Here is a 24,017-nt window from a genome sequence, read left to right as displayed (position 1 = left end):
TTAATTAAAATCTTCATATCGTGCAATAAAACGATGATAAGGTATTGAGTTTTAATGTAGTATGTGGTATGATATTCACAAGTCAAATAAGAATAATATAGATTAGAGGATAGCGATGTATCTACTAGTATGTGAGGAAACGTGGACACTCCATTGAAAAGTAGTACAATGATATGCTCGAATCTATCTAAGCTTAGGAGACAATGTATATTATTTTATTTTTCATTGAGAGGTAATTATCATGAAAAAACATTTAGCAGTATTAGCTGCAACAGCAGTATTGGGTGTAACTTCTGCATTCGCAGCAAACCCATTTGCAGACGTAACTCCACAAGATTGGGCATACCAAGCAGTAGCTCAATTGGCTTCCCAAGGCGTAGTTAACGGCTATCCAGATGGCACTTTCCAAGGCCAAAACAACATCACTCGTTTTGAAATGGCTCAAATGGTAGCAAAAGCTATGGCTCGTCAAGATCGTGTTGACGCTGAACAAAACGCTATCATCAACCGTTTGGCTAACGAATTCTCCACTGAATTGAACAACTTGGGCGTTCGTGTTTCCACATTGGAAAACAAAGTAGGCAACTTCGCATTCACTGGTGATGCTCGTCTTCGTTACCAAAATAGAAAAGTTGAAAATGCTGATAAATCCGAGACTTATAAATCTAAATTTGACTACCGTGGCCGTGTACAATTCGAAGCAACTGTAAATGACAACACAAAAGCAGTAGTTCGTTTAGTGGGCGAAAAAGAAGAGTTTGGTGGAAAAGGTAACCCAACAACAGCGCTTGACCGTGTATATGTACAACATAACTTCGGTAAATACGTAACTGCAACTGCTGGTCGTCAAGACTTGATGGTTGGTAATGGCCTTGTATATGATGATGTATTCGAAGGTGCAGTAGTAACAGCTGGTAAAGATAAATTGAATGCTTCTGTTGCATACGGTTACTTACAAGGTGGCGAAGCAGAAGGTGTTGAACGTAAAGATAATGCTCAAGTAACGGTTTACCAATTAAACTACAAACCAGTAGAAAAAGTAACTGTTAAAGGTTTCTACGCTGATATTCATGAAAAAGATGGAAATAGTGTATATGGTGCATCTGTTGATGCTAAATTAGGCTCCAAAGTTTGGGTTGGTGGCGGGTATGCTAAAGAAGAAGCTACAGGTGCTGCAGGCGAAGCTTGGACAGCAGGCGTAGGTTATGGCGAAGCTGATATGGCTAAAGCTGGTACTTGGGGTGCAAAAGTTCAATACTTTGATTTGAAAAAAGAAGCTCCAGTAGTATCCAATACTTGGAACTTGAACGATCAAAACCGCAACTACAGAGGTTACTTAGCAACTGTTGATTACACTGTAGCTAAAAACATTGGTTTATCTGCTTATGCTACATTTGACAGCAAGAAAAAAGATGATAATAATAAATCTGTTGACTTGCCTGAATACTATCGTGCAGAACTTAACTACAAATTCTAATTTGATAGTTACACATATAAAAAGAACTCCTTCGGGAGTTCTTTTTTTGCATACTTGATAGTATAAAATACACTTATGAGCGCCTAGAATATAAATTTATTATTCAGGGGATAACATAATATATAATAAAAATCATAAAGGCTAATAATGGTTATGTTGTGGAATCTAGTGCATGCACCTATTTTATGTGTATAGTAGATATCAGTAAGGGTAAGACCTATTCTATCGGTGTAGATACATACTAGGGATTAGCATATGATGATTTACTTTTAGAATAAATTGTATATTCACAAAGTGTGTATAGATGTCTATATAAATTGCATTTAATGTATACCTATGATACTATTAAAGCAAGTCTAACAGATATAGTAAGGGGATGCATGTAGAGCTACTTGCTACTCGATGAGAATGCGGGGATGCTCAATGGAAAGTAATACATAACAGTATCTGATCTTCTATATGAATGGACAAGGGTATTATTTGTTTTTATAAAGGGTATTCATTATGAGAAAACAATTAGCAGTATTAGCAGCAACAGCGGTGTTGGGTGTAACATCTGCCTTGGCAGCACATCCATTTTCTGATGTAACAGCACAAGATTGGGCATATCAAGCTGTAGAACGATTGGCAGCAGAAGGGGTTATCCAAGGTTATCCAGATGGCACGTTCAAAGGTCAACGTAACATCACTCGTTATGAAATGGCACAAATGATCGCTAGAGCTGATGCGCATCAAGATGAAGTAACAGCAGAGCAAAAAGCAGTTATCCAACGTTTGGCGAATGAATTTGCTAATGAATTGCAAGCATTTGGCGTGCGAGTGAATAGATTAGAAGATAAAGTGGGGAACTTTAAATTTAGTGGGGATGCACGGTTAAGATATACGAATATGGATCTTGATACTAAAAAGACAAAATCAGATAAATCTGCGTTCTTATATCGTGCAAGAGTAAAATTTGAGGCAGAAGCTAACGATAGAACAAAAGTAGGCGTACGATTGCATTCAGGTGATACTCCTTTTTCAGGTAGCTCCTCTGGTCCAGGAGGGGATGCTGGAAATGGTATAGATGAAGCATATGTTCAATATAAAATTAACGATCATACTCTAGCTACTGTAGGTAAAAAAGATTATATTGTTGGTAACGGTCTTTCTTATGATGATAGTTTACGAGGGGCGATAGTTAGTTATGAAAAGGATAACTTAAACGCTATTTTTGCTCATGGGTATATTGCCTCTAATGATAAGTCTGCTGTATCCGTATATCAACTAAATTATCGTATAAATGATAAAGCTACAGTTAAAGGGTTTTATTTAGATCGTCATGGTTCAAAAAATAATGGATTCGAAACTAAAAAAAACAACAGATATTTTTGGCGCTTCGGTAGATTTAAGGCTTGGTCATCATAATAATATTTGGCTAGGCGGTGAATATATCAGAAAAGAGCGACAAGGTGCAAATGGTGAAGCATGGACTGCTGGTATCGGCTACGGCTCAGCTGATATCACAAAACCAGGTACATGGGGAGCTAAGGTCCAGTATTTTGACTTTAAAAAAGAAACATTTGTAAAATACAGAACCTGGAAAACACCTACACATAAAGTTGGAAGTGATGATTATGGTCATGCAGATTATAAAGGTTGGTTAGGGACCGTAGACTATACAATAGCTAAAAATCTAGGAGTATCTGCGTATGCTGGTTATCGCAGTAAAACACAAGATGGTGAAAAGTTGCCAAATTACTATGGTATAGATGTAAATGTTAATTTTTAGATAAAGATAATACCTAAAAGAACTCCTCCAGGGGTTCTTTTTGTCTATCTATATATAGAGAGATAGAGAGTGTGTGTTAATCTTTGTTTCTAATCGGCTGGGTGATATGAACTTTATAACGAGGGTATGAATGCAATGTTATTTTATCATGAGAGCCCGGCACCATATATTCTTTACATGATGATTAGAAAACGTGATATAATAGAAAATAATTTATCTCTTTGTTAGGAAATGGAAGGTGTTATAATGAATGATTGGTTGTTCTCGCTCATCAATGGTCTCGCCAACCGCAGTGTGATAGCGGATGCATTGATGATATCGATTTCTAAACTGGTGCCGTACCTATATATACTCATATTGGCTTGGTTATATGTGAAAGGCTTCCGTACAGGCAGCTTTAAACTTCGTGGTGAAAGTTTCGCAACAGGTGTGCTGTTAGTTATCTGCCTGATTGGTAGTTTCATTATAGGCTCCATGTTCTATGAAAATCGTCCTTTTGTAGATCATCCAGATGCCATCTTAATTTTAAATCATGCAGCGGATGCTAGTTTCCCAAGTGATCATGCAGTAGGCACTATGGCTATCGCTTGTGGTATCTTATTTTATCGGTGGAATCAAGGTACATGGATGGTCTATGGTTCTATCTTAGTGGGATTTTCTCGTGTATTTGTGGGGAATCATTACCCTGGGGATATACTAGGGGCTTTCATCCTTGTGTGGATTTTGACTGCTATCTACAATAAAACTATACGTCGTGGCGTGGTACGAATGTATAGAGGATTAGATACACGACTCATGCGAGAGTATGTAAAACGATTTCAAAGTAGAAGAGATGTGTAGAGAGAATCTACTTAGTTGACTAACTAAATAAAGATTAAGGGTTCTATCTATAAGGCTTTCACAAAAGTGAAAGCCTTTTTGAATTTTAAGGATAACATAATATTGGGGGAATTAATTAGATTTAATCTATATTGCTATATTATAACAGTAATGATAAAATTAACCTATAAGGTTAATTTTTAATCTATTAGGTGGTGATGCATTGGAGATTACATATAAATCTAAAAAATTAGAGAAAGTATGTGAAGACAAAAAAAATAGCAGTAAAAACCTATGGTCCAGATATGGCAAGAAAAATTAAAATTAGAATTAATGAGATTAGATCTTCTGATTCCATAGAAGAGATGATTCAATTTCAGGTTGGAAGGTGTCATGCTTTATTAGGCAATAGATTGGGTGAGTATGCAGTTGATCTTGTCCAGCCATTTAGATTGATTTTTGAAAAAGATAAGGATACGGGAGCGCTCAAAATTGTAAAAATTATAGAGATAATAGATTATCATTGAAATTATTAAGGAGAGAAAGAAATTATGGAAAGCAAATCATATATAGCGGTTCCGCCAGGGGAATCGATACGAGAACAATTAGATATACGTAATATGAATCAAAAGGAATTTGCATTGCGTATGAATATGTCCGAGAAGCATGTAAGTAATTTGTTAAATGGAAAGGTCAGCCTGACAAATGAGGTAGCCAATAGATTAGAACGAGTATTGGGGGTGCCAGCGCGATTTTGGAATCGTTTAGAGTCCTTATATAGGGAGGACTTGGCTAAGGTTGAGACTGAAAACTTAGCAGATAAAGAGATTAATTTTATTAATAGTTTTCCATATAAGGATATGGTAAAAGCTCATATGGTTGATAAGGCTAGTAATCATGTGGATAGGCATATTAATTTGTGTCAGTTCTTTGAAGTTGCTAATTTGAGCCTATTGGATGATACGCGTATTTTACCAATTATTTGTCGTCAATTAGGAGATACAGATAAGGCTATGCGTGCAAAATTAGTGATAGCTCAATATGCAAAATTACAAGCAAGAGATGTAAGTTTGTGTCGCTATTCAAAAGAAAAGTTATTAGCATGTATTGCTTTTTTAAAACAATTTACTAAATGTGAAACATTTAGCTTTTTTGAAGAGGTTAGAATGGCTCTTTCAGAATGTGGTATAGCGTTGGTATTAGTACCTCATATTCCTAGCTCATTCTTACAAGGATTATCTTTTATAGATGATGCAAGTCGAAAAATTATAGTAGGTATTAGTTTACGACAAAAAAGAGCAGATATATTTTGGTTTACATTGTTTCATGAGCTAATCCATATTATAGAGGGGGATATTTATAAAGTTGATGGTGCATGTAATGATGATGAACAAAAAGTAGATTCATTAGCTAGTTCTTGTTTAATCGATGGAGTTGCCTATAAGAATTTTATTGACAAGACACCAATTAATATTGATACGATTCAGGCATTTGCGGATACTCAAGGAATAGGGGTATCGTTAGTAATAGGAAGGCTACAAAAAGATAAGATTATAGGGTATAATCAGTTTAATACATATATTGCCACATATAGTGCATAGGAGGTTATCATGGATTTTCAAAGTTCTGCAGGTCCGAATCAATATAGTGATTCTGTCTATGAAGTAGTATTTACACCAGTGTTGGAACGTCCTGAGTATCAAGGTGAGCCATTGCATTCTTTGTTATTAGAATTGCGTGAGAAAATGGGACAATCCGATTTTGATCAATATATCAACAGTTTAATTTCTATCAAATACAATGGGACAGCCTTGTGGTTGATTACGAAAAGTGAACGAAATCGTACATTAATTGAAGGTCGATTTTTACCATTGTTGAGTGAAGTGTTTAAGGTAGCAGCGCCACGGATTATTTCGCAACCATAAGTATATGTTAACTAGTTAAGGTCTGATAATAGATAACAGCTTCTATTGTCAGACCTTTTTAGTATGTATAGTATACGATTTAAGGATGAGAAATACATCTTTATCAAATGCGAAGGCTAGCCATATATAGGTAAATTTAAGAGTTAATATGGAGTCGTATATGCTTGCTATAAACTTCTTTCAATAATTTAATAACTGAGAAAAATTATCATTGACATAATGTAAAACGTGACGTATGATAGGTATTAAGAAGTGTGTTTATGTAACCCAACAAACAAGGAATTAATATGGAGGCATATATGAATCAACGTGGTATTGTGTTAGCAACATTTGGATCCATCTATGGAGATGCGGTGGAAGCATCCGTAGGTGCCATGGAACGACGGATTAAGGACATGTATCCAGGCGTGGAAGTGCGCCGTGTATTTTTATCGGATGCATTAGTAGATAAATGGAATGAAAAGTATGACGCGCAAGTCTATACATTAACAGGTGCTATTGAAAGTTTGGCAAGTGCAGGGGTAACAGATATCTTTGTACAACCATTTGCCTTAGTGTGGGATCAATGTTATGTACAAATGCGTAAAGAAGTGATGAAAGAAGCTCATGATCGTGGCTTGCGTGCTACGGTGGGTAAACCATTGTTGAACTCCTTAGGCGTGAAGAACTATGCTGACGATTACTCCGATACCATAGAAGCCATCATCAAACATATTAATATTCGTGCTTTAAATAAAACTGTGTTATTAATGGCTAATGGACAAAACCAATTAGAATACAGTGCGTTACAATTGAAATGCTTGTACGGGGCGGGACAAAATGTAGTAGTATTTACCGCTAATGGATTCCCTAATTTCAAACAAGCCTTAACACTATTAGAACGCTTAGACCATCAAGAGGTGTTGGTGGTGCCATTGGCGTTGATCGGCTCAGCTCACTTAATGGACTATTTAGGTGGCGAGCGTTCGGACTCCATTGCAACCTTGTTAGGCCAACAAGGCTATGGTGTATCTATCTGGAACGAAGGGTTAGGAGAAAATCCGTACATCCAAGAATTGTTCGTGAAACATTTATCCCAAGTCATTCGCAGTGCAGAGCGTCGCACCTTACGTCAACGTGAAACAGGAGAAGGCAAACCTGTTGTGAAACATGGAACTTTCAGAACCGCATAAGACAATAAGAACTATCGCATATCATGATATACCATGGTATGCGATTTTTTGATTGTTACGAGAATTTGGAGTATAATGGAAGGTAACAATAGTTGAACGATGACGATATTCTGTCATAACAGATACCGATACAATTTGTAATAAGAGGAGTAGACTCATGGGACATACAAAGCTAACTAACTGGTTAGATGGACTACAGTTAGATGTAAAAGGATTACTTTGGTTCTCCGCACTATTCATGGTGTTTCGGATAGCCTTTATCGGGCTCTTTCAAGATCAACTAGGTGAAGTAGGTGCCGGGGATATTCTTGAGGCTTTATGGTTAGGATTTCGAATTAGCTTAAAAACAGCGGGAGCCATTGTATTACTTAGTTTTGTATTCTCTACATTACCTGGCATATTTGGCAGCTTTACATGGTATTCTCCTTGGAAAATTCGTCGCTGGATTTACGGTATTAGCACGGCAGTGTTTACGTTTTTATTTTGCTTGCGTATACCTTATTTTACGATTTTCCATGCTACTTTCAATGCCATGATTATCAACGGGGCTCATGACGATATTGGTGCCACCTTGCAAACAGGGATTTCTGAATATGGATTGCTCTGGCGTGTGCCCTTAGCGATTGTGTTCTGTGCAGTGATGGTCTATGTTTTTATGAAACTCTACACCAACCGTACGTGGACGATACAGATAGATGGTAAGGGCAAACAAATTGCCACAGTGCTAGGATCCATCCTGTTGGTTGTAGCCGTGGGCATTGGATTGCGATTTGGTGGTGCTTTTACCTATAATGGTTCCATCCATTGGGAAAATGCAGCACGGACGAAATCCAATCTATTAAATGAAGCAATTTTAGATGATGGGCAAGCCTTGAAAAGAGTATCCACCATTTATGAACGGTCTAAACAAGCGAAGAAAATTACTATTACAGGGGCAGAACTTAGAGATGTCATCCAATCTGTGGGAGGTAATCCGAAGGCAAATACCATTGATGAGGCTTTTACAAGGACCATTACAGAAGAAAAATTACCTACACAACCAAATAATGTTATCTTTGTACTAGGTGAAAGCTACGGCTTATGGCCATTTTTGCCAAACTATGAAGAATTAGGTACATACATTGTACAAGAAGGCAAGGCGATTCAAAGTTCGCCAAAAGCGATGCACACGAAATATATGCTAGCCCATGGCACAGGCACTATGCCAGCTATCAATGGATTTGTCACAGGCTTAGCCGATGCGGGTTTATATCCAAATTATGAAGGGCAGTCCTATAAAGCAAAATATGGTACTGGAATTGCGCAAATGATGAAACATTTTGGTTATAAAACAGTGTTCTGGTATGGTGGATTTGGGACTTGGCAAGACGTGGAACGATTTGCACTAGCACAAGGGTTTGACGAGTTTCATGGTGCGACTAGTTTCCCTTATGAAGGAGGCAATGCTTGGGGCGCTCCTGATGGAGATTTGTTTAAGGCGATTACCAATTATGTAAAAGGGGAACAACCAGGCGAAAAAGTGTTCCACTTTATCATGACATCTTCGAATCATCCACCGTATTCTGTAGATTTAGCAAAAGCTGGTTTTGATGCGTCAAAGGTAATCGGTAAAGGCGATGACTCTATCAAAAAAGATGATAAAACGGTGAACGAAATCGGCCATTTCTGGTATGCAGATATGACAATGGGGAAAATGATTCATGACGTAGAGAAATTGGACCCTACTATGCTGACCTTGATTACAGGAGACCATTCTGAGCGGTTTAGCTTTGCCACTCAAGTAGATATTCCAACCTTCTCGGCGATACCATTCATTGTCTATGGACAAGGTATCAACCCTAGTTGGCTGAGTGAAAGTAGCTTCGGTAGTGCCTTACAAATTAATCCTACCTTGGCAGAGCTAGTAGGTCGTAAAGGTGATACCTATATGAGCTTAATGCCAAGTCTATTTACACAACCAAAAATGGGCTTTAATCATCGCTTGTACGTAGATGCTAGCGGTATCCATGAACAAGGTCAAGCTATGCCAGAAGAGTATGCGAAGTACATTAAGGCATTGCGGACTATAAGCGTGTGGCGAATTGTGAGAGGAAATGCGGTGGAGTAGGATTATTCTACCTAAATAAACGCTAAATATTGACTGTGAATATGTATATATGCTGTAAAATAAGTAGTAAAACGGTATCGTCATAGAACATACCACCATGCTCGCTACTTATGTAGCGGGTTTCTTTTGTATATGGATGTGAATATGAATATTTTAGTTACAGGTGGCTGTGGCTTTATAGGTAGCCATTTCTTGCGATATATGATGAAGACCTATCTAGGTGATTCTTTTATCTGTTTAGATGCCTTAACCTATGCAGGGAATAAGAATAATATAAAAGATTTACCAGAAGATTCTAGGTTGACTATAATAGAAGGAAATATTCGAGATGCTTCTTTCGTAGATACTCTGTTTGTTACGTATAAGCCTGATGTGGTGGTACATTTTGCAGCAGAAACTCATGTGGATCGAAGTATTACAGGCCCACAAGTATTCTTAGAGACGAATGTCATTGGTACAGGCGTTTTACTTGATGCTTGTTTACGATATGGCATACAACGGTTTCATCATGTATCAACAGATGAAGTATATGGAGCCTTGCCTTTAGAAGGAGGCGTTCCTTTTACAGAACAAAGCCCTTTAAAACCTACTAGTCCTTACGCAGCATCAAAGGCATCTTCAGATCTATTAGTGTTGAGTTATTATAAAACCTATGGATTGCCTGTGACAATATCTAGATGTTCTAATAATTATGGAGCCCATCAATACCCAGAGAAGTTAATTCCCCTTATGATACAAAATGCTTTGTTAGATAAACCCTTACCAGTCTATGGAAATGGACTAAATATCCGTGACTGGATTCACGTTGTGGACCACTGTAGAGCTATTGATTTCATTCTGCAAAAAGGTACAGTAGGAGAGGTCTATAATGTAGGGGCTGGAGAAGAGATTCCCAATATTCAGCTAGTGAAGCGAATTCTAGATGTGTTGGGAAAACCTTATGAATTAATTAGGTATGTACCAGACCGATTGGGCCATGATTTGCGATATGCCATAAATAGCAGTAAGCTGGGAACATTGGGGTGGAGACCAGAGTATACCATGGAAGAGACATTACAAGGGATTGTGGAGTGGTATAGGGAAAATATTATATAAATTTGACAAATTGTATTGTTATATTGTGGTGAATTATGGAACTGTTAATTTTACAAGGCTTACAACAAGATATAAAGATTTTTCTGTTAAGTCCCATATTATGTGCTATTTTTAGATTTTTATTCATTTATTATTTTGCACCGAATCGCACGTATAAAGGTCAAGAACAAAAATGGCATACATGCTTTAACTATGGATTTTGGTGGGGGATGGATTTTAATGCCTATGTGTTACTTGGTTTATTTTTGCTAGTAACGTTACCTTCATTGGGGCTTGAAGTTGTTTACCTGCATAGTGATTTTATTAGAGTGATTTTGGGAACTTTATATTTTCTTGTAGTATATGTAGCTTTTTTAGGAAAATTAATTTTCTATTATCATTACAAGGATACATATAATTCAAATTTACGATTAGGAAGAAATGCAGATAAAAGAAATTTATTAGATATATTCTTTAATCAAAATCATGGATGGTGGATTTTATTATCCTTGCCAATTTATACAGTAGGGATATACTATTTTCTAGGATGGATACTAGGTTTAGGAACTATTACTGTACCGACAACTCATTCGGACTATATGTATTATATATATAATACTGTAATTGTGATAGCGACAGTGGCCGTGTATTATTGGTTTCGTTACGGTGGTACATTTAAGCATCGCAATAAACCTGAATGGGATACAGTACCTGAAATAGTTAAACGAGATATGTTTTTTGCTAAGGCTTGTATGGATGATTTGATTGCTTTTGAATTAGCTATTCGGGCAAAACCACAAGAAATATTAGAGCATAGTGATGTGGAGTCTATTCAAACTTTAAAGCCTTTAATCAAGGTTGAACAGGATTTAGTAGGTACGCTCTGGAACTCTATGCGAAAAAAAGCACTAGGACCTCGAATTAAAAAGCCTAAAAAGATATTTTTAATCGTAGAAGAAAGTTATAGTCAGTTCGCATTTGATGATATATATAAAGATATACCCATTGCTAATGCAGGCAGATTAATTCGCGAACAAAATACGACTATTCATAGTGATAATTTTTTAGCAGGTGGATTAATATCTCAGCCGTCCATTAGCTCTATGTTGAATGGTATTTATGATGTCAATTTAGAGTTGAATGAAAAAGCGTATTTTTGGAACAACCAACTACCGACATCATTGGGAAAACAAATTTCAGAGTTAGGGTATACATGCTCACTGTGGTATGGGGGTTCCTTATCTTGGTCTAGCTTAGGTCTATTTGCTAAAGGAAATGGATTTCATAATGTATATTCTGGTTTTGATGCTACATCTAGTGATACACCACATACTTGGTTGGGTGTACATGACCATTTATTTTTAGATGGGATCAAGCAAGTATTACAGAGTAGTAATTCAGATAGTTGTGAATTTCATTATATTTATACTACATCTAATCATGGGCCGTATACGATTCCAATTGAAAAGTATGGAGTTGAAAAGGCAACGCTACTAAAAGGGTTGCCGAAACATTTACATAAATATGTTGAAGATATTGGAACATATGCATATTGTGATTATTATTTAAGCGAGTTTGTTCGTTATATTCAAGAAACTTATGAAGATAGTTTAGTTATAGTAACGGGTGATCACACGAGAAGATTGCCGATGCCATGTCAGGATGCTAATAGGGTGCATACCTTACGTGAAGATATTAGTACAGCATTTTATATGTTACATAAGGATTTTGACAAAGGTCTATTAAATAATACAAGGATAGGAACACATATGAATATCTTGCCAACGATCATGGAATTAGTAGCACCTAAAAATCATGAATATGTAAGCTTATTCCCATCATTGTTCGAATCGCAAGCGCTCATTGTAACTCCATATCATTGGATAAGTAATAGTCATATTGGTTTCTTTAAAGATCAACGTGTAGAGACTTTAGAAGGTACGCCAGTATATGATTATAATTTAACAGATATAGTAGCTTTACAACGAGCCTATATGGAAGTAACTGGTGCGATTGTTCGACATCATGTATAACCTGTTGTTGAATACAAAGCGTAAACTTGATACAATAAAGAATGAATAAAAGACTATCACGTAAGGTGATAGTCTTTGTCATATGTGGATAGATAAGAGGAAGTTAAAATGAAAATCTTATTAGCAAATTTTACCAAAATGGTTGCAGATAGTGGTGGATTGGCCAAGGTAACTTGTGCCTTTGCCAATGAAATGAACCGACGAGGCCATGAGGTTGTATTAGTATATAGTGATGAACAATCTGGAGCGTTTTACTATCCTATTAATAGAGAGATCTTGCAATATGATTTGCGAAATATGGATGGAAAAAGAGTAGCATATCCACTTACACTACGTTTAAAACGTGAATGGTATCGCTTGTTTAATAAACAAAAAGCGAGAACTATTAATAATGATTTTGCTGAATCGTATTTATTAGGACCATTACAGAATATATTGGAAAAGACACAACCAGATGTTATTGTAAGCTTTCAACCAGCAGCAACAAAACTGTTGGTTATGGATTTAGATACCTCCATACCAGTTGTAACAATGAGTCATGGTGATCCAGAAGACTATTTTCACTTTTATCCAAAAGCAGAGATACCAGCTGTAGAAAAATGTGCAATGAACCAAGTTTTATTGCCATCCTTTAAAGACCATCTATTACATCATTTGCCGAATGCTAAGGTGACTGTGATTGGTAATGCGATTCCACAATATAAGGAACAAGTAGATTTAAAAAGCTTTAAAGAGGTCTATAGAATAGGATTTTTGGCTAGATTATCTAAAAATCATAAACAACCACATTTGTTAATAGAAGCATTTTGTAAATTAGCAGATGAATTTCCGAATTGGGAGTTAGTACTATGGGGTGCCAAAGAAGGTGATTCGTTTTTTAAGCAAATGGAGTTAATGATAGCTACACATGGATTACAAGAACAAATTCGGTTTGCAGGAACTACAAATGACGTAGAAGGTGCATTAGCAAGTTGTGATATTTTTGCTTTTCCAAGTGCCTATGAAGGGTTTGGATTATCCTTAGGGGAAGCTATGAGTAAAGGCTTACCAGCAGTAGGCTTTGCATCATGTAGTGCAGTGAATGAATTAATCATTGATGGATATAATGGAATACTGTGTGAAGATGGTGCCCATAGCTTAGCTCAAGGATTAAAGAAATTAATGAGTAATCAAGAATTACGTGTGGAATATGGTGCAAATGCTAATAAAAGTATGAAAGTGTATGCACCAGATAGAATATGGGATGAGTGGGAACAGTTGTTAAATGACATTAATACAAAATAGGAATTGCTAAGGTAGTAATATGTACAAAAAAATTATAATGAGTCGGTTTGGCGGATTAGGGGATATGGTAATGCTTACACCTATACTGAGAGGTATCAAAACTCTTTTGCCAGAAACTAAGTTGATAGTAGTAGGAGAAGAAAATGCTAGAGCATTAATGGAGGGGTGTCCATTTGTAGATGAATATCTAGGGTTCGATAAAAGCTATAAAAGTTCTTGGAATATTATAAAAAAATTATGGAAAGCGGATATTGTATATCTGATGGACACGCTATATCGTATCTCTATAATTTATTGGTTAGCAAGAGTAAAAAAGAGAATAGGTTTTCCTCATAAAAGGAAGTTTTTTTTAACTGATCTTATTTCACCTAAGTCTTGGATGGACTATGCGTATGAACCAGTGGTATATGCGGATTTTGTGAAGGATATACTTCAAATAGATATCACCCAGATACCAGAATGGGACCATTTATACTATCCTGAAGGAAGTGAATTAGAAAAGAAAAATGTAAATGAATTATTAAAGAATAGACTGTATGATGACTTTATTGTTTGTAGTTTAGAAACAGGCGGACACGCAAAAGATTGGCCTATTGAATACTGGTTGAACCTATTTAGTGAATTAGAAAAAATAGAAAAAAGTGTGGTTATTATTGGTGTTCCATCAAAAAAATATAATGAGGTTGAATTTCCTCGTAATGTACTTGATTTAAGAGGAAAAACTAATATTTTTGAAACAGGTGAAGTTATACGATTAACAGATATGGTTGTTAATGGGTGTAGCTTTCCGATTCATGTAGCAAATGCTGTTGATACACCGGTAATTGGACTATATGGGTCACAACCTGATTGGAGAGGGATGCCACAACGAATATTTGCTAGTATACATGCTGAAATAGAGTGTTCACCTTGTGACTATTTATTTAAAGGTCCTGGTTGGTGTGAGAATCCAACATGTATGAAACAAATATCTGTAAATAGAGTTATCACAGAAATTCAAAGATGCTATGACGAAGGAAAACCCTTGGGAGGATATCGATTAATAACTGGAGAAAATGATGGATAATAATTTAATTGAGAAATATGATATTTCTAAAATGGATGCTTATTTAGTAGAAATGGTTCGTAGAATTAAAGGTAGTAGAATTTGTCCAGAATATATTTATAAGTTGTCATTAAAAAAATATGGATTTAAAGATAATTTAGCGAGATATTATACGGAAAAATATTCAGGAATCCCTGTTGGAAAATTTACTTGGGGATATAAATATATACGAAATGACATTATTAAGTCTATTGGAGCATATTGTTCTATTGCAGTTGATCAATTAGTAGTTCCGAATGGACATAAAACGGATTATGTTACTACATGGCAATCGGAATTGGAATATCCAAATGAATTACCTATTAAAAAAAGCACTGTTGTTGGTAATGATGTTTGGATTGGTGCCCGATGTACAATTTTAAACAATCTTACAATTGGTGATGGAGCTGTTATTGGTGCAGGTAGTGTGATAACAAAAGATGTACCACCATATGCCATTGTAGTAGGTGCTAATAAAATTATCAGATATCGTTTCCCAGAAGAAATAATTCAAAAATTACTTATCATGAAATGGTGGGAATGGGAGGACGAAAAAATACGATCTTCATACAAATTATTTGAAGATCCTGTTGCTTTTGTAGATGCGTATTATTTATAGTAAAGTGAAATATGAGAATACTAGAAATTTTATCAGGCCCATCATACGATTCTGTCATTGCCTACAAAGATGCGGGGATGTTATTGTATGAATTGAATAAATCTTTTAATTACACGACTAATTACTGCGGTTGTAATAGTAGCGAGTATGAAGCAGAGTGGAACCCTCAATTTTTAAAATCTGTGGGTATTAACAAAATTTCGGAGAGCTTAGAATTTAAACAACAGGTTTTAGATATAAAAGAATATATAAAAGATCATATCATAAGTTATGATGCAGTTATTTTTTTTAATTATGGTAATACGATTTATAAATTAGCAAAGCTATGTAAACAAGTTAATCCTAAAGTTGTTGTATATGTTAAATTAGATATGGGGAAGGGTGGATATGCACATTTTTCCCCAAACCGAGACTTTTTCTTCTTGCGTAGCTATTTTGAAGCCTTTAAAAGTCGGTATATTGATTTTTTTACTGTAGAAACAGAAGAGTATTATAATACTTTAAAAGACACTCCAATTTTTAAAGGCAGATTGCATTACCTACCCAATGGTGTATCTACATTAGGAATTGATGATGTCACAGTGAATGTAGAGCAAAAAGAGAATATCGTGATTACTGTTGGTAGACTAGGAATTTATGAGAAAAATACAGAACTATTTTTGGATAGTATATTAGAAATTCCTGATAACTTGCGAAATCAATGGAAATTCTACCTTGTGGGACCACAGACTGAAGAGTTTTCTAAGTATATAGCCAAATTTATTGAAGATAATCCAATGCTTGAATCTAATATAGTTCAACTAGGAAATATCACAGATAGAAATGAATTATTTGACCTACTAAAAAAGTCAAAAATTATTTGTATGCCTAGTAGAACTGAAAGTACATGTATAGCAACTTTAGAGGGCATGTATTTTGGCTGTGTACCTATTATTAGCCGGTATAGCTCTTTTGTAAGAGATACTACAAATAATGAAACCATTGGTAAGGTAGTAGATGATTATACCTCTAGTGGTTTTGCAAAGGCAATGGTAGAATATATGGAAGATGAGGTTCTTATAAAAGCTGAAGTAGAAAAAGCGATAAGTTATTCGAGAGATACATTCGATTATAAGACCATAGGTGCGGAATTGAATCGATTGTTGATGTTGTATAAAAAAGGTTAGTAAAATAAATAGCGACACTTATAATGGATTGCTAAAATTTATGTTATAATCTATCATTGAATGCATGGTGTAAAATTGATACAATAGAAAATGAATAAAAGACTATCACGCAAGATGATAGTCTTTGTTATATGTGGATAGATAAGAGGAAGTATATGAATACGGTTAGTGTGTTAATTTTAACAAGAAATGAAGAACAAAACATCAAAGATTGTATAGAAAGTTGTCAAGCTTTTGCTGATGAAATTCTTGTCATCGATGATGGCAGTGAAGATAATACAGTATCTATTGCGGAATCGTTAGGAGCAAAAGTCTTGCAACGATCAATGAATGGAGATTGGGGAGCACAACAAACATTTGCGATAGAACAAGCTAGCAGTCATTGGATATTCTTTATTGATGCAGATGAACGATGCAGCCCAGAATTATGTGCAGAAATTAAGCTAGCTATACAAGGAGAAGATTTAGCGTATTGGATACAGCGACATAATCGCTTTCATCATAATGTAGCAACGCATGGAGTATTACGTCCAGATTATGTATGTCGGTTGATGCCCGCTAAGGGATCTTGGGTTAAAGGATATGTACATCCACAAATTATTACACCTTATGAAAATAAGCGTCTAGAATCACCAATGTACCATTATACCTATGATAATTGGCAACAATATTTTAATAAGTTTAATAACTATACGACATTAGCAGCTAATCGTTATGAAGATGAAGGAAAATCGTGCTCTTTTTTAAGAGATATTATATTACGACCAATGTGGGCATTCTTTAAAATGTATATATTGGATCGTGGATTTTTAGATGGAAAAATAGGATTTATCTTATCTATTAATCATTACTTTTACACGATGACAAAATATGTAAAATTATATTATTTACTGAAATCTAATGGTAAGTTGTAAGAAATTATAAAATACTGGAGATACGAATGAGAGTAGCTATATTAGAAAGTATAGTTATGCCCGCAGGGCATGAAGTAGAATTTGATAGAATTTTAGTTGAGGAGTTGAAAAAGCAAGGGCATGAACCAGTGTTCTTTGTTCCAGAAAACTTTCCCTTTAAAGTTGATTATGGAGTAGACATAGAATATCTAGAGGGTGGCGAAGCGATTTCTTATGCAGGTGTCAGTCGCTGGAAACGGATCTGGCTTTCCTTACTTCGAGAAAAAAGACGAAAAGCTTGGTTTAATTCTGCATATAAAAAAATACTCGATGGAAAATGTGATGCTTTAATTATTCCTACTGCAAGCTTTAGGTTTGCTAGGTCTATTGTTCGTACTGAATTGAAACATTCTCCAGTTCCCATTATTATGCTATTTCATGGAATTATGGAAAAGGAACGAGAGCGATTTGAGGTACATGCTAAAAAATGTGAACCTTATGAAAACATATACTTGAAAGTATTGACTTTTAGAGATGAGTATAATGATGGAAATAAGAAAAATATTACATCTGTAGTCCCTCCAGTGTATACTCCAAAAGAAGGAGTAGTAAGAAGTAGTAGTGATGAGCCATTGACAATAGGGTTCTTTGGACAGTTTAGAAAAGAAAAACAACTAAATCAATTTTTAGATGCCTTTATAGAGGCTAAATTTGATTGTCCAGTGAGTTTACTAGTGCAAGGAGCAACGGTTACCCCTAGTGATTCAGAACTATTTGAGTCTATGATGAAAAAATATAGTACATATGATAATATTCGGTTCTTACATAAAAACTTAAATGGTAAAGAATGGGATGAACAGTTGATTAATGTAGATGCATTATTATTGCCATATGGAGCAGAACGATATCGCTATCAATGTAGTGCCATTTTATTTACAGCTATAGGATTTAATAAACCAGTGCTAGTGTCGGAAGAAATTAACCCTGAAGTGTTAGAAAATTATCATATTGGGCATACGTTAGATTTGACATCTAACGAAACAATTGTGAAAGGGCTAGAGGAGTTTGTACATGTGATGAGTTGCCGACCAGAGGTATTTGAGATGGGATTAAAAAAAGCTAACGACGCATATAGTCAAAGTCGCTTAGTAGAGGAAATTTTAGAGTTATAGATAGTTTTTCTGTACAACATCAGCTTTGTATAGGAGTTTATGTTTGTCAATTTAACGATGTATATTGATATTATTAGGCTAGCAATTTTGTATTGGTTTAGTACTAAAAGTAATGAGAAAGAATATGAAAAAAATAAGGAAGGGTCTATTCAAAAAGTAATATATTTTGTTTGGTTTGGTAATAATCCATATCCTACTAAAATAGAAGAATGTATGAAATCCTGGGAAAAATTAGAAGGTTATACTCTAAAAAAATGGGATGAATCAAACTTTCCATTTGAAAAATATCCGTTTGCAAAAAAAGCTTATGAAAATAAAAAGTGGGCATTTGTTTCGATGTAGCACGATTACATGCGGTATATACAGAGGGAGGGATTTACCTTGATTCTGATATAGAAGTGCTAAAGGATTTTGATGATTTATTGAAATATGATGGATTTTTTTGGATAGAAGATTCTAGAATGATTAGTAATGCAATTATGGGAAGGAAAAAAGGCAATCCTTTAATTGGCCTTTTATTAAAATGGTATGATGTTATTTCTTATAAAACAGCTTATATAAGAATGACTAATACTCGTATTGGTACTAAAATTATCCGAATCATATATGGTATCAAAGTAAATAAGCAAGGGTTTTATGCTGCCATTTAATACTAAAGTTTTAAAGGATGTTGGATTGGTTTGCACACCTAATATAACAGATACTTTTTATCCAACAAAAGAAACGTATGCGATTCATCATATTACAGGATCTTGGGGAGATACCTACGTTCCTAAATTTGAAAAATAAGGTATATTATGAAGATTGCAATTATGGCATTTGGAATCAATAGTATAAGTAACATTTCAGGTATGGAACGAGTTTTTGTAAATATGTCAAATGAAATGTCTAGGCGCGGTCATACAGTGTATACGATCTGGAATGGTGATGAGGGAGAAGAACCATTTTATAAATTTGATCAATCTGTTCGTAAATATAATCTAGGCTTAGGAAATATTAAGGTTCCATATATATAAGATCGAAAGAGAAATTACTAGATTTTTAAGGCTTTCGGTTATTAATAAAGTTGATCAATATAAATATGAGCAAATAAGTTCAGCAATTACCAAGGTTATTAATATCGATGAAATAGATATATTTATTTGTCATGAGTTAAATAGTGTTTTTGTTGCTCAACATTTAACTAATGGATGTAAGCCCATTATAGGAATGGTTCACGGAAATGTTGAAAGAGAGTTTCATAGAATATCTATAGACCAAAAAAAATCATTATCTAAATTAGATTTATATCAAGTTTTAACACCGTCCTTAAAAAAAGACTTAGAGATAGTTTTGGGGATTCCAGTAGTAGTGATTCCTAATGCTGTAGAACCGACAAAGTTGTCAAAAATAGAAAGAGGAGTAAAGTCTAGTTATACTCTATTATCTGTTGGGAGAATTGAAGGGGAGAATAAACGCCCTTTTATTACGATACAAAGTTTTGCTGAAATTTGCCATAAATATCCTAATTGGTTTTTAGATTTTTATGGTCCAGTAACAGATGAAGCTTATATGCAAGAAATTCAGATGTTTATTAAGAAGCATAATTTAGAGAATCGCATAAGGTACAAAGGTCTATCAAATAATTTATGAAAATGCTGATATTTTGGGGTTTCCTTCTAAATATGAGGGGTTTAGTATGGTTGTAACAGAAGCTATGGAAGCTGGTCTACCAGTATTAGGATTTAAAAACTCTCCAGGAGTTAATGAAATGATAATTGATAATTATAATGGATTTCTTGTAGGTTCAATAAAAGAATATACAGAAAAGTTGGATCTCTTGACGGCAAATTATGATATACGAAATAAAATGGCATTACAATCACATAAATCAGTGGAGAATTTGTCAAATGAGGAGGTATGGAGTCGTTGGGAATATGTTATGAAACAATTAATTGATAGGTATAATTATAAAAAAGTAAGATAAAGCATGAAGTCTAGCAGACTTTATAAGGGCACTATAATAAATGTTGGGGCTACTCATATAAGAGTAGTCACCAACATTTTTTGTTGCAATAAAATAGACATATACAAATATGTCCATACTCTGGAGCGAGTACTAGAAAGTCTAAAGGTAAATGACCTAGAGATGTCAAATTTGGCGCTATACAGCATCATACAGTGACTGCAACCTACCTGCAAAAACGTTACAAATGCCACGAATGTAATCACACTTTCATAGAAAAGAGCCCTTTTGTTAGTCGTTATTTGCAACTTAGTAAAACTAATATGAAATATCTATTTAGAGAACTTAGTGAAAAAGGATCCTTCGCTGAGATGGCTAAACGTAGTAATATTTCTGCCTCCACTATTTAAGTTAGTGATGCAAACTATGTTCCCTCATGTACATATTGTAGCAGATTGTTACTATGTGTGTCGCTTAGTAGATTGGGATCTCGAGCGAGTATGCAAACGTGAGCAAAAATAATTAGTAACGCACTTTAGGATGCTCAAATATAACCGAGTTAGGATTCTTATGAAGAATCCAGATACATTAACTGAAAGCGAGCGAATAAAGTTGCTAGAAATATTGCGTATATCCGATGACCTACGACGGGCGTATATACTTAGGTTAGCCTTTAGAAAGATATTTAAGATATACAGCATACCTAACATAGAAAGGTATATACAGTTATGGTTAAAAGCAGTAGAAAGCAGTCATCTACCAGAGTTTAGTAATTTTAAAGTATTCTTTATTAGTTGGTTTCCTCAAATTATTAATGCCTTTGTATTATCCTATTCCAATGGGTTTACAGAAGGATGTAATAATATTAAAGTGTTAGAGAGAATGAGTTATGGGTTAAGTCATTTTGAACGATTCAGAGTTGGTATACTTCTATTAAGCCAAAAGAATAGCACTAGCTATTTAGATAGCTGGTGCTAAGAACTTTTTATATGAGTTGCCCCCTCATTTGATAAAGAAACTAAATTTATGGTCGGTGTGGTCATAGGGCTGTACCTGCTTTTTTTATTTATGCGAGTTCGATTAAAGAGGATATATTTATGATAAAAGTGCGTTTTATGGTATAATCTAAGAAATACGGTTTTCTTGAACGGAGGATAAGAATGAGGGCTTTTAGTTATAAAAGATTGTTCAAAAAACTCATTGATTTAGATATGACAAATAATGAATTGATGGAAAAGGCAAAAGTGAGTAAAAGTACATTTTACAAAATGAAGAATGGGCAGAATGTAACTACAGATGTTTTGCTTAGGATATGTAACGCTTTGGATTGTGATATTGAGGAAATCGTGGAGTGCATTAAGATACAAAGTAAGTTTGATACAGAAAATAATGATTATATTTAAGGAAGGGAAAGATATATGAAATTTGATTTACATATCCATTCCATTGCTAGTAAATATAAAGAGAGTGATGGCATTGTGGATAATTCTACCATAGATAATACAGAAGTTTTATTAAATAAGTTAGATATAAATGAAGTGGGATTATTTTCTATCACAGACCACAACAGATTTAATGTTGAGTTATATAATAAATTAGACAGTGAAATAAAAACTGGAAAGTATAAGAATGTGAAAGGTATAGTTGCTGGTGTTGAATTTGATGTTCAAATAGATAGTGATATGGGGAAATGCCATATTATTACAATTTTTGATGCAAAAAATAAAGAGGATAATTACAAAAAAATAAAAGAATGTATTGATGAAAATAAACTAGAGAAGAAAGAAGATTATTATACACGAGATAAATTCGAGTCTATTCTAAAAAAAATTGGTCTTGATGTGATATTGATTGCCTGTCAAAGAAGTAGTTTAGATAAACATGATGGTAAACATAATTCGTTAAGCGAATCAACTAAGGATTCAGAGCGTTTAATTATGACTGGATATATAAATGCTTTAGAGTTTCAAAGACCGAATGTAGAAGGTATTTTAAAAAATAATTTGAGAGATATTCCTGTGAAACTTGGTTTAGTAATGGGTAGTGATTGCCATGATTGGAATGAGTATCCAAATCACGATAAGAAAAATGGAAATAACCAATTCACTCATTCTCGTGCTAAAATTTTACCAACATTTAAAGGACTATTGATGGCTATTACATCTCCTGAAACAAGAATAAATCAACAAAATAGTAAAAATGTAAACTACATTGAAGAATTCAAAATAGGAGAAGATAAAGTTAAACTTGTAAATGGAATAAATGCAATAATCGGAGAAAATGGTTCAGGAAAATCTACATTGCTAAAACTTTTGAATAATACAGTTAGCACACCAAAGTATGTAAAAAATCTAGTTGAAATCAATCAATTACATTGTGAAAATAAATATTCAGCAAAGAAGTTATTTATCGGACAAGGAAAAATTGTTGAGATGTTTGATAATAGCACACTATTCCCAAAAGATAACTTTCTACAGGTTTCTCATGATTTTTTTAGAGAGGCTTATTCTAATTATGCAGAAGATATATTATCATACATCAAAAAAAATATAAAAAAAGAAGAAACAATAAATGGATTAAGAAAAAATTCTTTAGAGTATAGTGAATTAAACAATATGGCTACATACTTCATTCAAATTGAATGTGATAAAGATTTTTCTAGTATAGATAATATTAATAGTACACCAAAAAAATATTTAACGAGTGTTATAGATAAATTAGAAACAATTTTTAGTAAAGAGTATTTTAAAATATATGAAACTAAAATTAATAAAGCTATTGAGCTATTAAAGTCAATATTTGATGAGATAAACAAAAATTACAATATTATAGAATTGGAAGAAAAGTTAAAGAATATTATAGCATCAGAGCTTTCAACATATAATTTGAAAATAGAAGAAGCTGCTTCAACTCAAGAAAGGGATCAAAGAGATTTTAGTTTAAGGAGAGCTGATTTTATTGCAAATATTATTGAGGCAATAAAGAAAGAAAATGAAGATATAGAATTCCCTCAAAAGCCAAGTATATTTGCTGGATGTAGTAAAAAACCTAGTTGTGGATTCAGTTTTAATTCGGAATCCAACTATAATGGAAAAGATGTGTATGACGAATTTTTATCGAAGATGTTTAACCAAAATTATGCTGATGTAGAAAAATTAAAGACAATAAAAGATATGGAAACCTTGATATCGGCTATAACTGGGTGTACATCCTATGATCAGATAGAAACCAATTATAGTAATAACTTAAATAAATTTTTGGGTAAGATGTGTGAATGTAAAAATTATATTGTAGATATATCTAATGAAGAGAAATCTTTGGGAAGTACTTTAGGAGAACAATCCTTGGCATATTTTAAATATATAACGGAATTTGAAAAAGAAAAGTGTATTTTTTTAGTGGATCAACCAGAAGATCATATCTCAAATAATAATATTAGTAAAAAGCTCATAAAGTATTTAAACTCAATTAGAAAT

24 protein-coding genes and 1 pseudogene are annotated in these 24,017 nt (G+C 34.2%); all 25 read left to right on the top strand.

The window, feature by feature from the left end; all coding sequences use genetic code 11:
- Positions 1-241 precede the first annotated feature (241 nt).
- Entirely contained in the window at positions 242-1,477 is a 1,236-nt protein-coding gene (locus tag EO118_RS07320) for an S-layer homology domain-containing protein (RefSeq protein ID WP_127069324.1), read from the top strand.
- Positions 1,478-1,981: 504 nt separating this feature from the next.
- Positions 1,982-2,884, top strand: a complete 903-nt coding sequence (locus tag EO118_RS07315) for an S-layer homology domain-containing protein (RefSeq protein ID WP_127069323.1) — start codon at positions 1,982-1,984, stop codon at positions 2,882-2,884.
- Positions 2,814-3,248: a hypothetical protein gene (locus tag EO118_RS07310; RefSeq protein ID WP_127069322.1), complete on the top strand. Its 435-nt coding sequence runs from the start codon at positions 2,814-2,816 to the stop codon at positions 3,246-3,248. Before EO118_RS07315 ends, EO118_RS07310 begins: the two co-directional genes overlap by 71 nt.
- A 246-nt stretch (positions 3,249-3,494) precedes the next feature.
- Positions 3,495-4,088 (top strand): phosphatase PAP2 family protein, encoded by a 594-nt coding sequence (locus EO118_RS07305; RefSeq protein ID WP_127069321.1) that lies wholly within the window; start codon positions 3,495-3,497, stop codon positions 4,086-4,088.
- 242 nt (positions 4,089-4,330) lie between these two features.
- Complete coding sequence (locus EO118_RS07300; RefSeq protein WP_206168290.1) at positions 4,331-4,594, top strand: type II toxin-antitoxin system RelE/ParE family toxin; 264 nt, start codon at positions 4,331-4,333, stop codon at positions 4,592-4,594.
- A 24-nt stretch (positions 4,595-4,618) separates the two neighbouring features.
- Entirely contained in the window at positions 4,619-5,668 is a 1,050-nt protein-coding gene (locus EO118_RS07295; protein WP_127069320.1) for a helix-turn-helix domain-containing protein, read from the top strand.
- 9 nt (positions 5,669-5,677) lie between these two features.
- Entirely contained in the window at positions 5,678-5,992 is a 315-nt protein-coding gene (locus EO118_RS07290) for a hypothetical protein (protein ID WP_127069319.1), read from the top strand.
- 299 nt (positions 5,993-6,291) lie between these two features.
- Entirely contained in the window at positions 6,292-7,164 is an 873-nt protein-coding gene (locus tag EO118_RS07285) for a sirohydrochlorin cobaltochelatase (protein WP_240626940.1), read from the top strand.
- A gap of 157 nt (positions 7,165-7,321) precedes the next feature.
- Positions 7,322-9,271 carry an LTA synthase family protein gene (locus EO118_RS07280; protein WP_164723904.1) on the top strand — a complete coding sequence of 650 codons (1,950 nt, stop codon included), beginning with the start codon at positions 7,322-7,324 and terminating at the stop codon, positions 9,269-9,271.
- Positions 9,272-9,415: 144 nt separating this feature from the next.
- Positions 9,416-10,366, top strand: coding sequence for a dTDP-glucose 4,6-dehydratase (gene rfbB, locus EO118_RS07275; protein ID WP_127069317.1), 951 nt, complete (start codon positions 9,416-9,418; stop codon positions 10,364-10,366).
- 35 nt (positions 10,367-10,401) lie between these two features.
- Entirely contained in the window at positions 10,402-12,378 is a 1,977-nt protein-coding gene (locus tag EO118_RS07270) for an LTA synthase family protein (protein WP_127069316.1), read from the top strand.
- Positions 12,379-12,486: 108 nt separating this feature from the next.
- Entirely contained in the window at positions 12,487-13,662 is a 1,176-nt protein-coding gene (locus EO118_RS07265) for a glycosyltransferase (RefSeq protein ID WP_127069315.1), read from the top strand.
- Between the two features lie 19 nt (positions 13,663-13,681).
- Positions 13,682-14,728: a glycosyltransferase family 9 protein gene (locus tag EO118_RS07260; RefSeq protein ID WP_127069314.1), complete on the top strand. Its 1,047-nt coding sequence runs from the start codon at positions 13,682-13,684 to the stop codon at positions 14,726-14,728.
- On the top strand, positions 14,721-15,365 hold the full coding sequence (locus EO118_RS07255; RefSeq protein ID WP_127069337.1) for a CatB-related O-acetyltransferase: 645 nt from the start codon (positions 14,721-14,723) through the stop codon (positions 15,363-15,365). Before EO118_RS07260 ends, EO118_RS07255 begins: the two co-directional genes overlap by 8 nt.
- A gap of 11 nt (positions 15,366-15,376) precedes the next feature.
- Complete coding sequence (locus tag EO118_RS07250; protein WP_127069313.1) at positions 15,377-16,531, top strand: glycosyltransferase family 4 protein; 1,155 nt, start codon at positions 15,377-15,379, stop codon at positions 16,529-16,531.
- 155 nt (positions 16,532-16,686) lie between these two features.
- Positions 16,687-17,445 carry a glycosyltransferase family 2 protein gene (locus tag EO118_RS07245; RefSeq protein WP_127069312.1) on the top strand — a complete coding sequence of 253 codons (759 nt, stop codon included), beginning with the start codon at positions 16,687-16,689 and terminating at the stop codon, positions 17,443-17,445.
- A gap of 26 nt (positions 17,446-17,471) precedes the next feature.
- Entirely contained in the window at positions 17,472-18,596 is a 1,125-nt protein-coding gene (locus EO118_RS07240; RefSeq protein ID WP_127069311.1) for a glycosyltransferase, read from the top strand.
- 39 nt (positions 18,597-18,635) lie between these two features.
- Positions 18,636-18,938 (top strand): hypothetical protein, encoded by a 303-nt coding sequence (locus tag EO118_RS07235; protein ID WP_127069310.1) that lies wholly within the window; start codon positions 18,636-18,638, stop codon positions 18,936-18,938.
- Positions 18,917-19,246 (top strand): glycosyltransferase, encoded by a 330-nt coding sequence (locus tag EO118_RS07230; RefSeq protein WP_127069309.1) that lies wholly within the window; start codon positions 18,917-18,919, stop codon positions 19,244-19,246. The genes EO118_RS07235 and EO118_RS07230 overlap by 22 nt, the downstream gene beginning before the upstream one ends.
- Before the next feature lie 147 nt (positions 19,247-19,393).
- The gene (locus tag EO118_RS07225; RefSeq protein ID WP_127069308.1) at positions 19,394-19,612 is read left to right on the top strand and encodes a hypothetical protein; all 219 of its coding nucleotides are present in this window, start codon (positions 19,394-19,396) and stop codon (positions 19,610-19,612) included.
- A gap of 193 nt (positions 19,613-19,805) precedes the next feature.
- The gene (locus tag EO118_RS07220; protein ID WP_127069307.1) at positions 19,806-20,228 is read left to right on the top strand and encodes a glycosyltransferase; all 423 of its coding nucleotides are present in this window, start codon (positions 19,806-19,808) and stop codon (positions 20,226-20,228) included.
- A 46-nt stretch (positions 20,229-20,274) separates the two neighbouring features.
- A complete protein-coding gene (locus EO118_RS07215; RefSeq protein WP_240626941.1) occupies positions 20,275-20,562 on the top strand; it encodes a glycosyltransferase in 288 nt (95 codons plus the stop codon).
- A gap of 327 nt (positions 20,563-20,889) precedes the next feature.
- A pseudogene (locus EO118_RS08830) lies at positions 20,890-21,519 on the top strand (transposase).
- A gap of 182 nt (positions 21,520-21,701) precedes the next feature.
- Complete coding sequence (locus tag EO118_RS07200; RefSeq protein ID WP_127069303.1) at positions 21,702-21,944, top strand: helix-turn-helix transcriptional regulator; 243 nt, start codon at positions 21,702-21,704, stop codon at positions 21,942-21,944.
- A gap of 15 nt (positions 21,945-21,959) precedes the next feature.
- On the top strand, positions 21,960-24,017 hold a 2,058-nt coding region (locus EO118_RS07195), incomplete at its 3' end, for an ATP-binding cassette domain-containing protein (protein ID WP_127069302.1).

This window comes from Veillonella sp. 3891 (genome assembly GCF_003992315.1).
GTDB lineage: Bacteria > Bacillota > Negativicutes > Veillonellales > Veillonellaceae > F0422.
The sequence above is the reverse complement of the archived record's forward strand: the minus strand, read 5'-3'. Positions and strand labels throughout refer to the sequence as shown.

Bases quoted from the DNA above. Each gene is read 5' to 3' on its own strand.
- EO118_RS07245 (WP_127069312.1), top strand. From the start codon at position 16,687: ATGAATACGGTTAGTGTGTTAATTTTAACAAGAAATGAAGAACAAAAC.
- EO118_RS07215 (WP_240626941.1), top strand. From the start codon at position 20,275: ATGGTTGTAACAGAAGCTATGGAAGCTGGTCTACCAGTATTAGGATTT.
- EO118_RS07235 (WP_127069310.1), top strand. From the start codon at position 18,636: ATGTTTGTCAATTTAACGATGTATATTGATATTATTAGGCTAGCAATT.
- EO118_RS07290 (WP_127069319.1), top strand. From the start codon at position 5,678: ATGGATTTTCAAAGTTCTGCAGGTCCGAATCAATATAGTGATTCTGTC.
- EO118_RS07305 (WP_127069321.1), top strand. From the start codon at position 3,495: ATGAATGATTGGTTGTTCTCGCTCATCAATGGTCTCGCCAACCGCAGT.
- EO118_RS07250 (WP_127069313.1), top strand. From the start codon at position 15,377: ATGAGAATACTAGAAATTTTATCAGGCCCATCATACGATTCTGTCATT.
- EO118_RS07320 (WP_127069324.1), top strand. From the start codon at position 242: ATGAAAAAACATTTAGCAGTATTAGCTGCAACAGCAGTATTGGGTGTA.
- rfbB (WP_127069317.1), top strand. From the start codon at position 9,416: ATGAATATTTTAGTTACAGGTGGCTGTGGCTTTATAGGTAGCCATTTC.
- EO118_RS07255 (WP_127069337.1), top strand. From the start codon at position 14,721: ATGGATAATAATTTAATTGAGAAATATGATATTTCTAAAATGGATGCT.
- EO118_RS07265 (WP_127069315.1), top strand. From the start codon at position 12,487: ATGAAAATCTTATTAGCAAATTTTACCAAAATGGTTGCAGATAGTGGT.
- EO118_RS07295 (WP_127069320.1), top strand. From the start codon at position 4,619: ATGGAAAGCAAATCATATATAGCGGTTCCGCCAGGGGAATCGATACGA.
- EO118_RS07260 (WP_127069314.1), top strand. From the start codon at position 13,682: ATGTACAAAAAAATTATAATGAGTCGGTTTGGCGGATTAGGGGATATG.
- EO118_RS07285 (WP_240626940.1), top strand. From the start codon at position 6,292: ATGAATCAACGTGGTATTGTGTTAGCAACATTTGGATCCATCTATGGA.
- EO118_RS07240 (WP_127069311.1), top strand. From the start codon at position 17,472: ATGAGAGTAGCTATATTAGAAAGTATAGTTATGCCCGCAGGGCATGAA.
- EO118_RS07310 (WP_127069322.1), top strand. From the start codon at position 2,814: ATGGATTCGAAACTAAAAAAAACAACAGATATTTTTGGCGCTTCGGTA.
- EO118_RS07200 (WP_127069303.1), top strand. From the start codon at position 21,702: ATGAGGGCTTTTAGTTATAAAAGATTGTTCAAAAAACTCATTGATTTA.
- EO118_RS07280 (WP_164723904.1), top strand. From the start codon at position 7,322: ATGGGACATACAAAGCTAACTAACTGGTTAGATGGACTACAGTTAGAT.
- EO118_RS07225 (WP_127069308.1), top strand. From the start codon at position 19,394: ATGAAGATTGCAATTATGGCATTTGGAATCAATAGTATAAGTAACATT.
- EO118_RS07315 (WP_127069323.1), top strand. From the start codon at position 1,982: ATGAGAAAACAATTAGCAGTATTAGCAGCAACAGCGGTGTTGGGTGTA.
- EO118_RS07270 (WP_127069316.1), top strand. From the start codon at position 10,402: ATGGAACTGTTAATTTTACAAGGCTTACAACAAGATATAAAGATTTTT.
- EO118_RS07220 (WP_127069307.1), top strand. From the start codon at position 19,806: ATGGTTCACGGAAATGTTGAAAGAGAGTTTCATAGAATATCTATAGAC.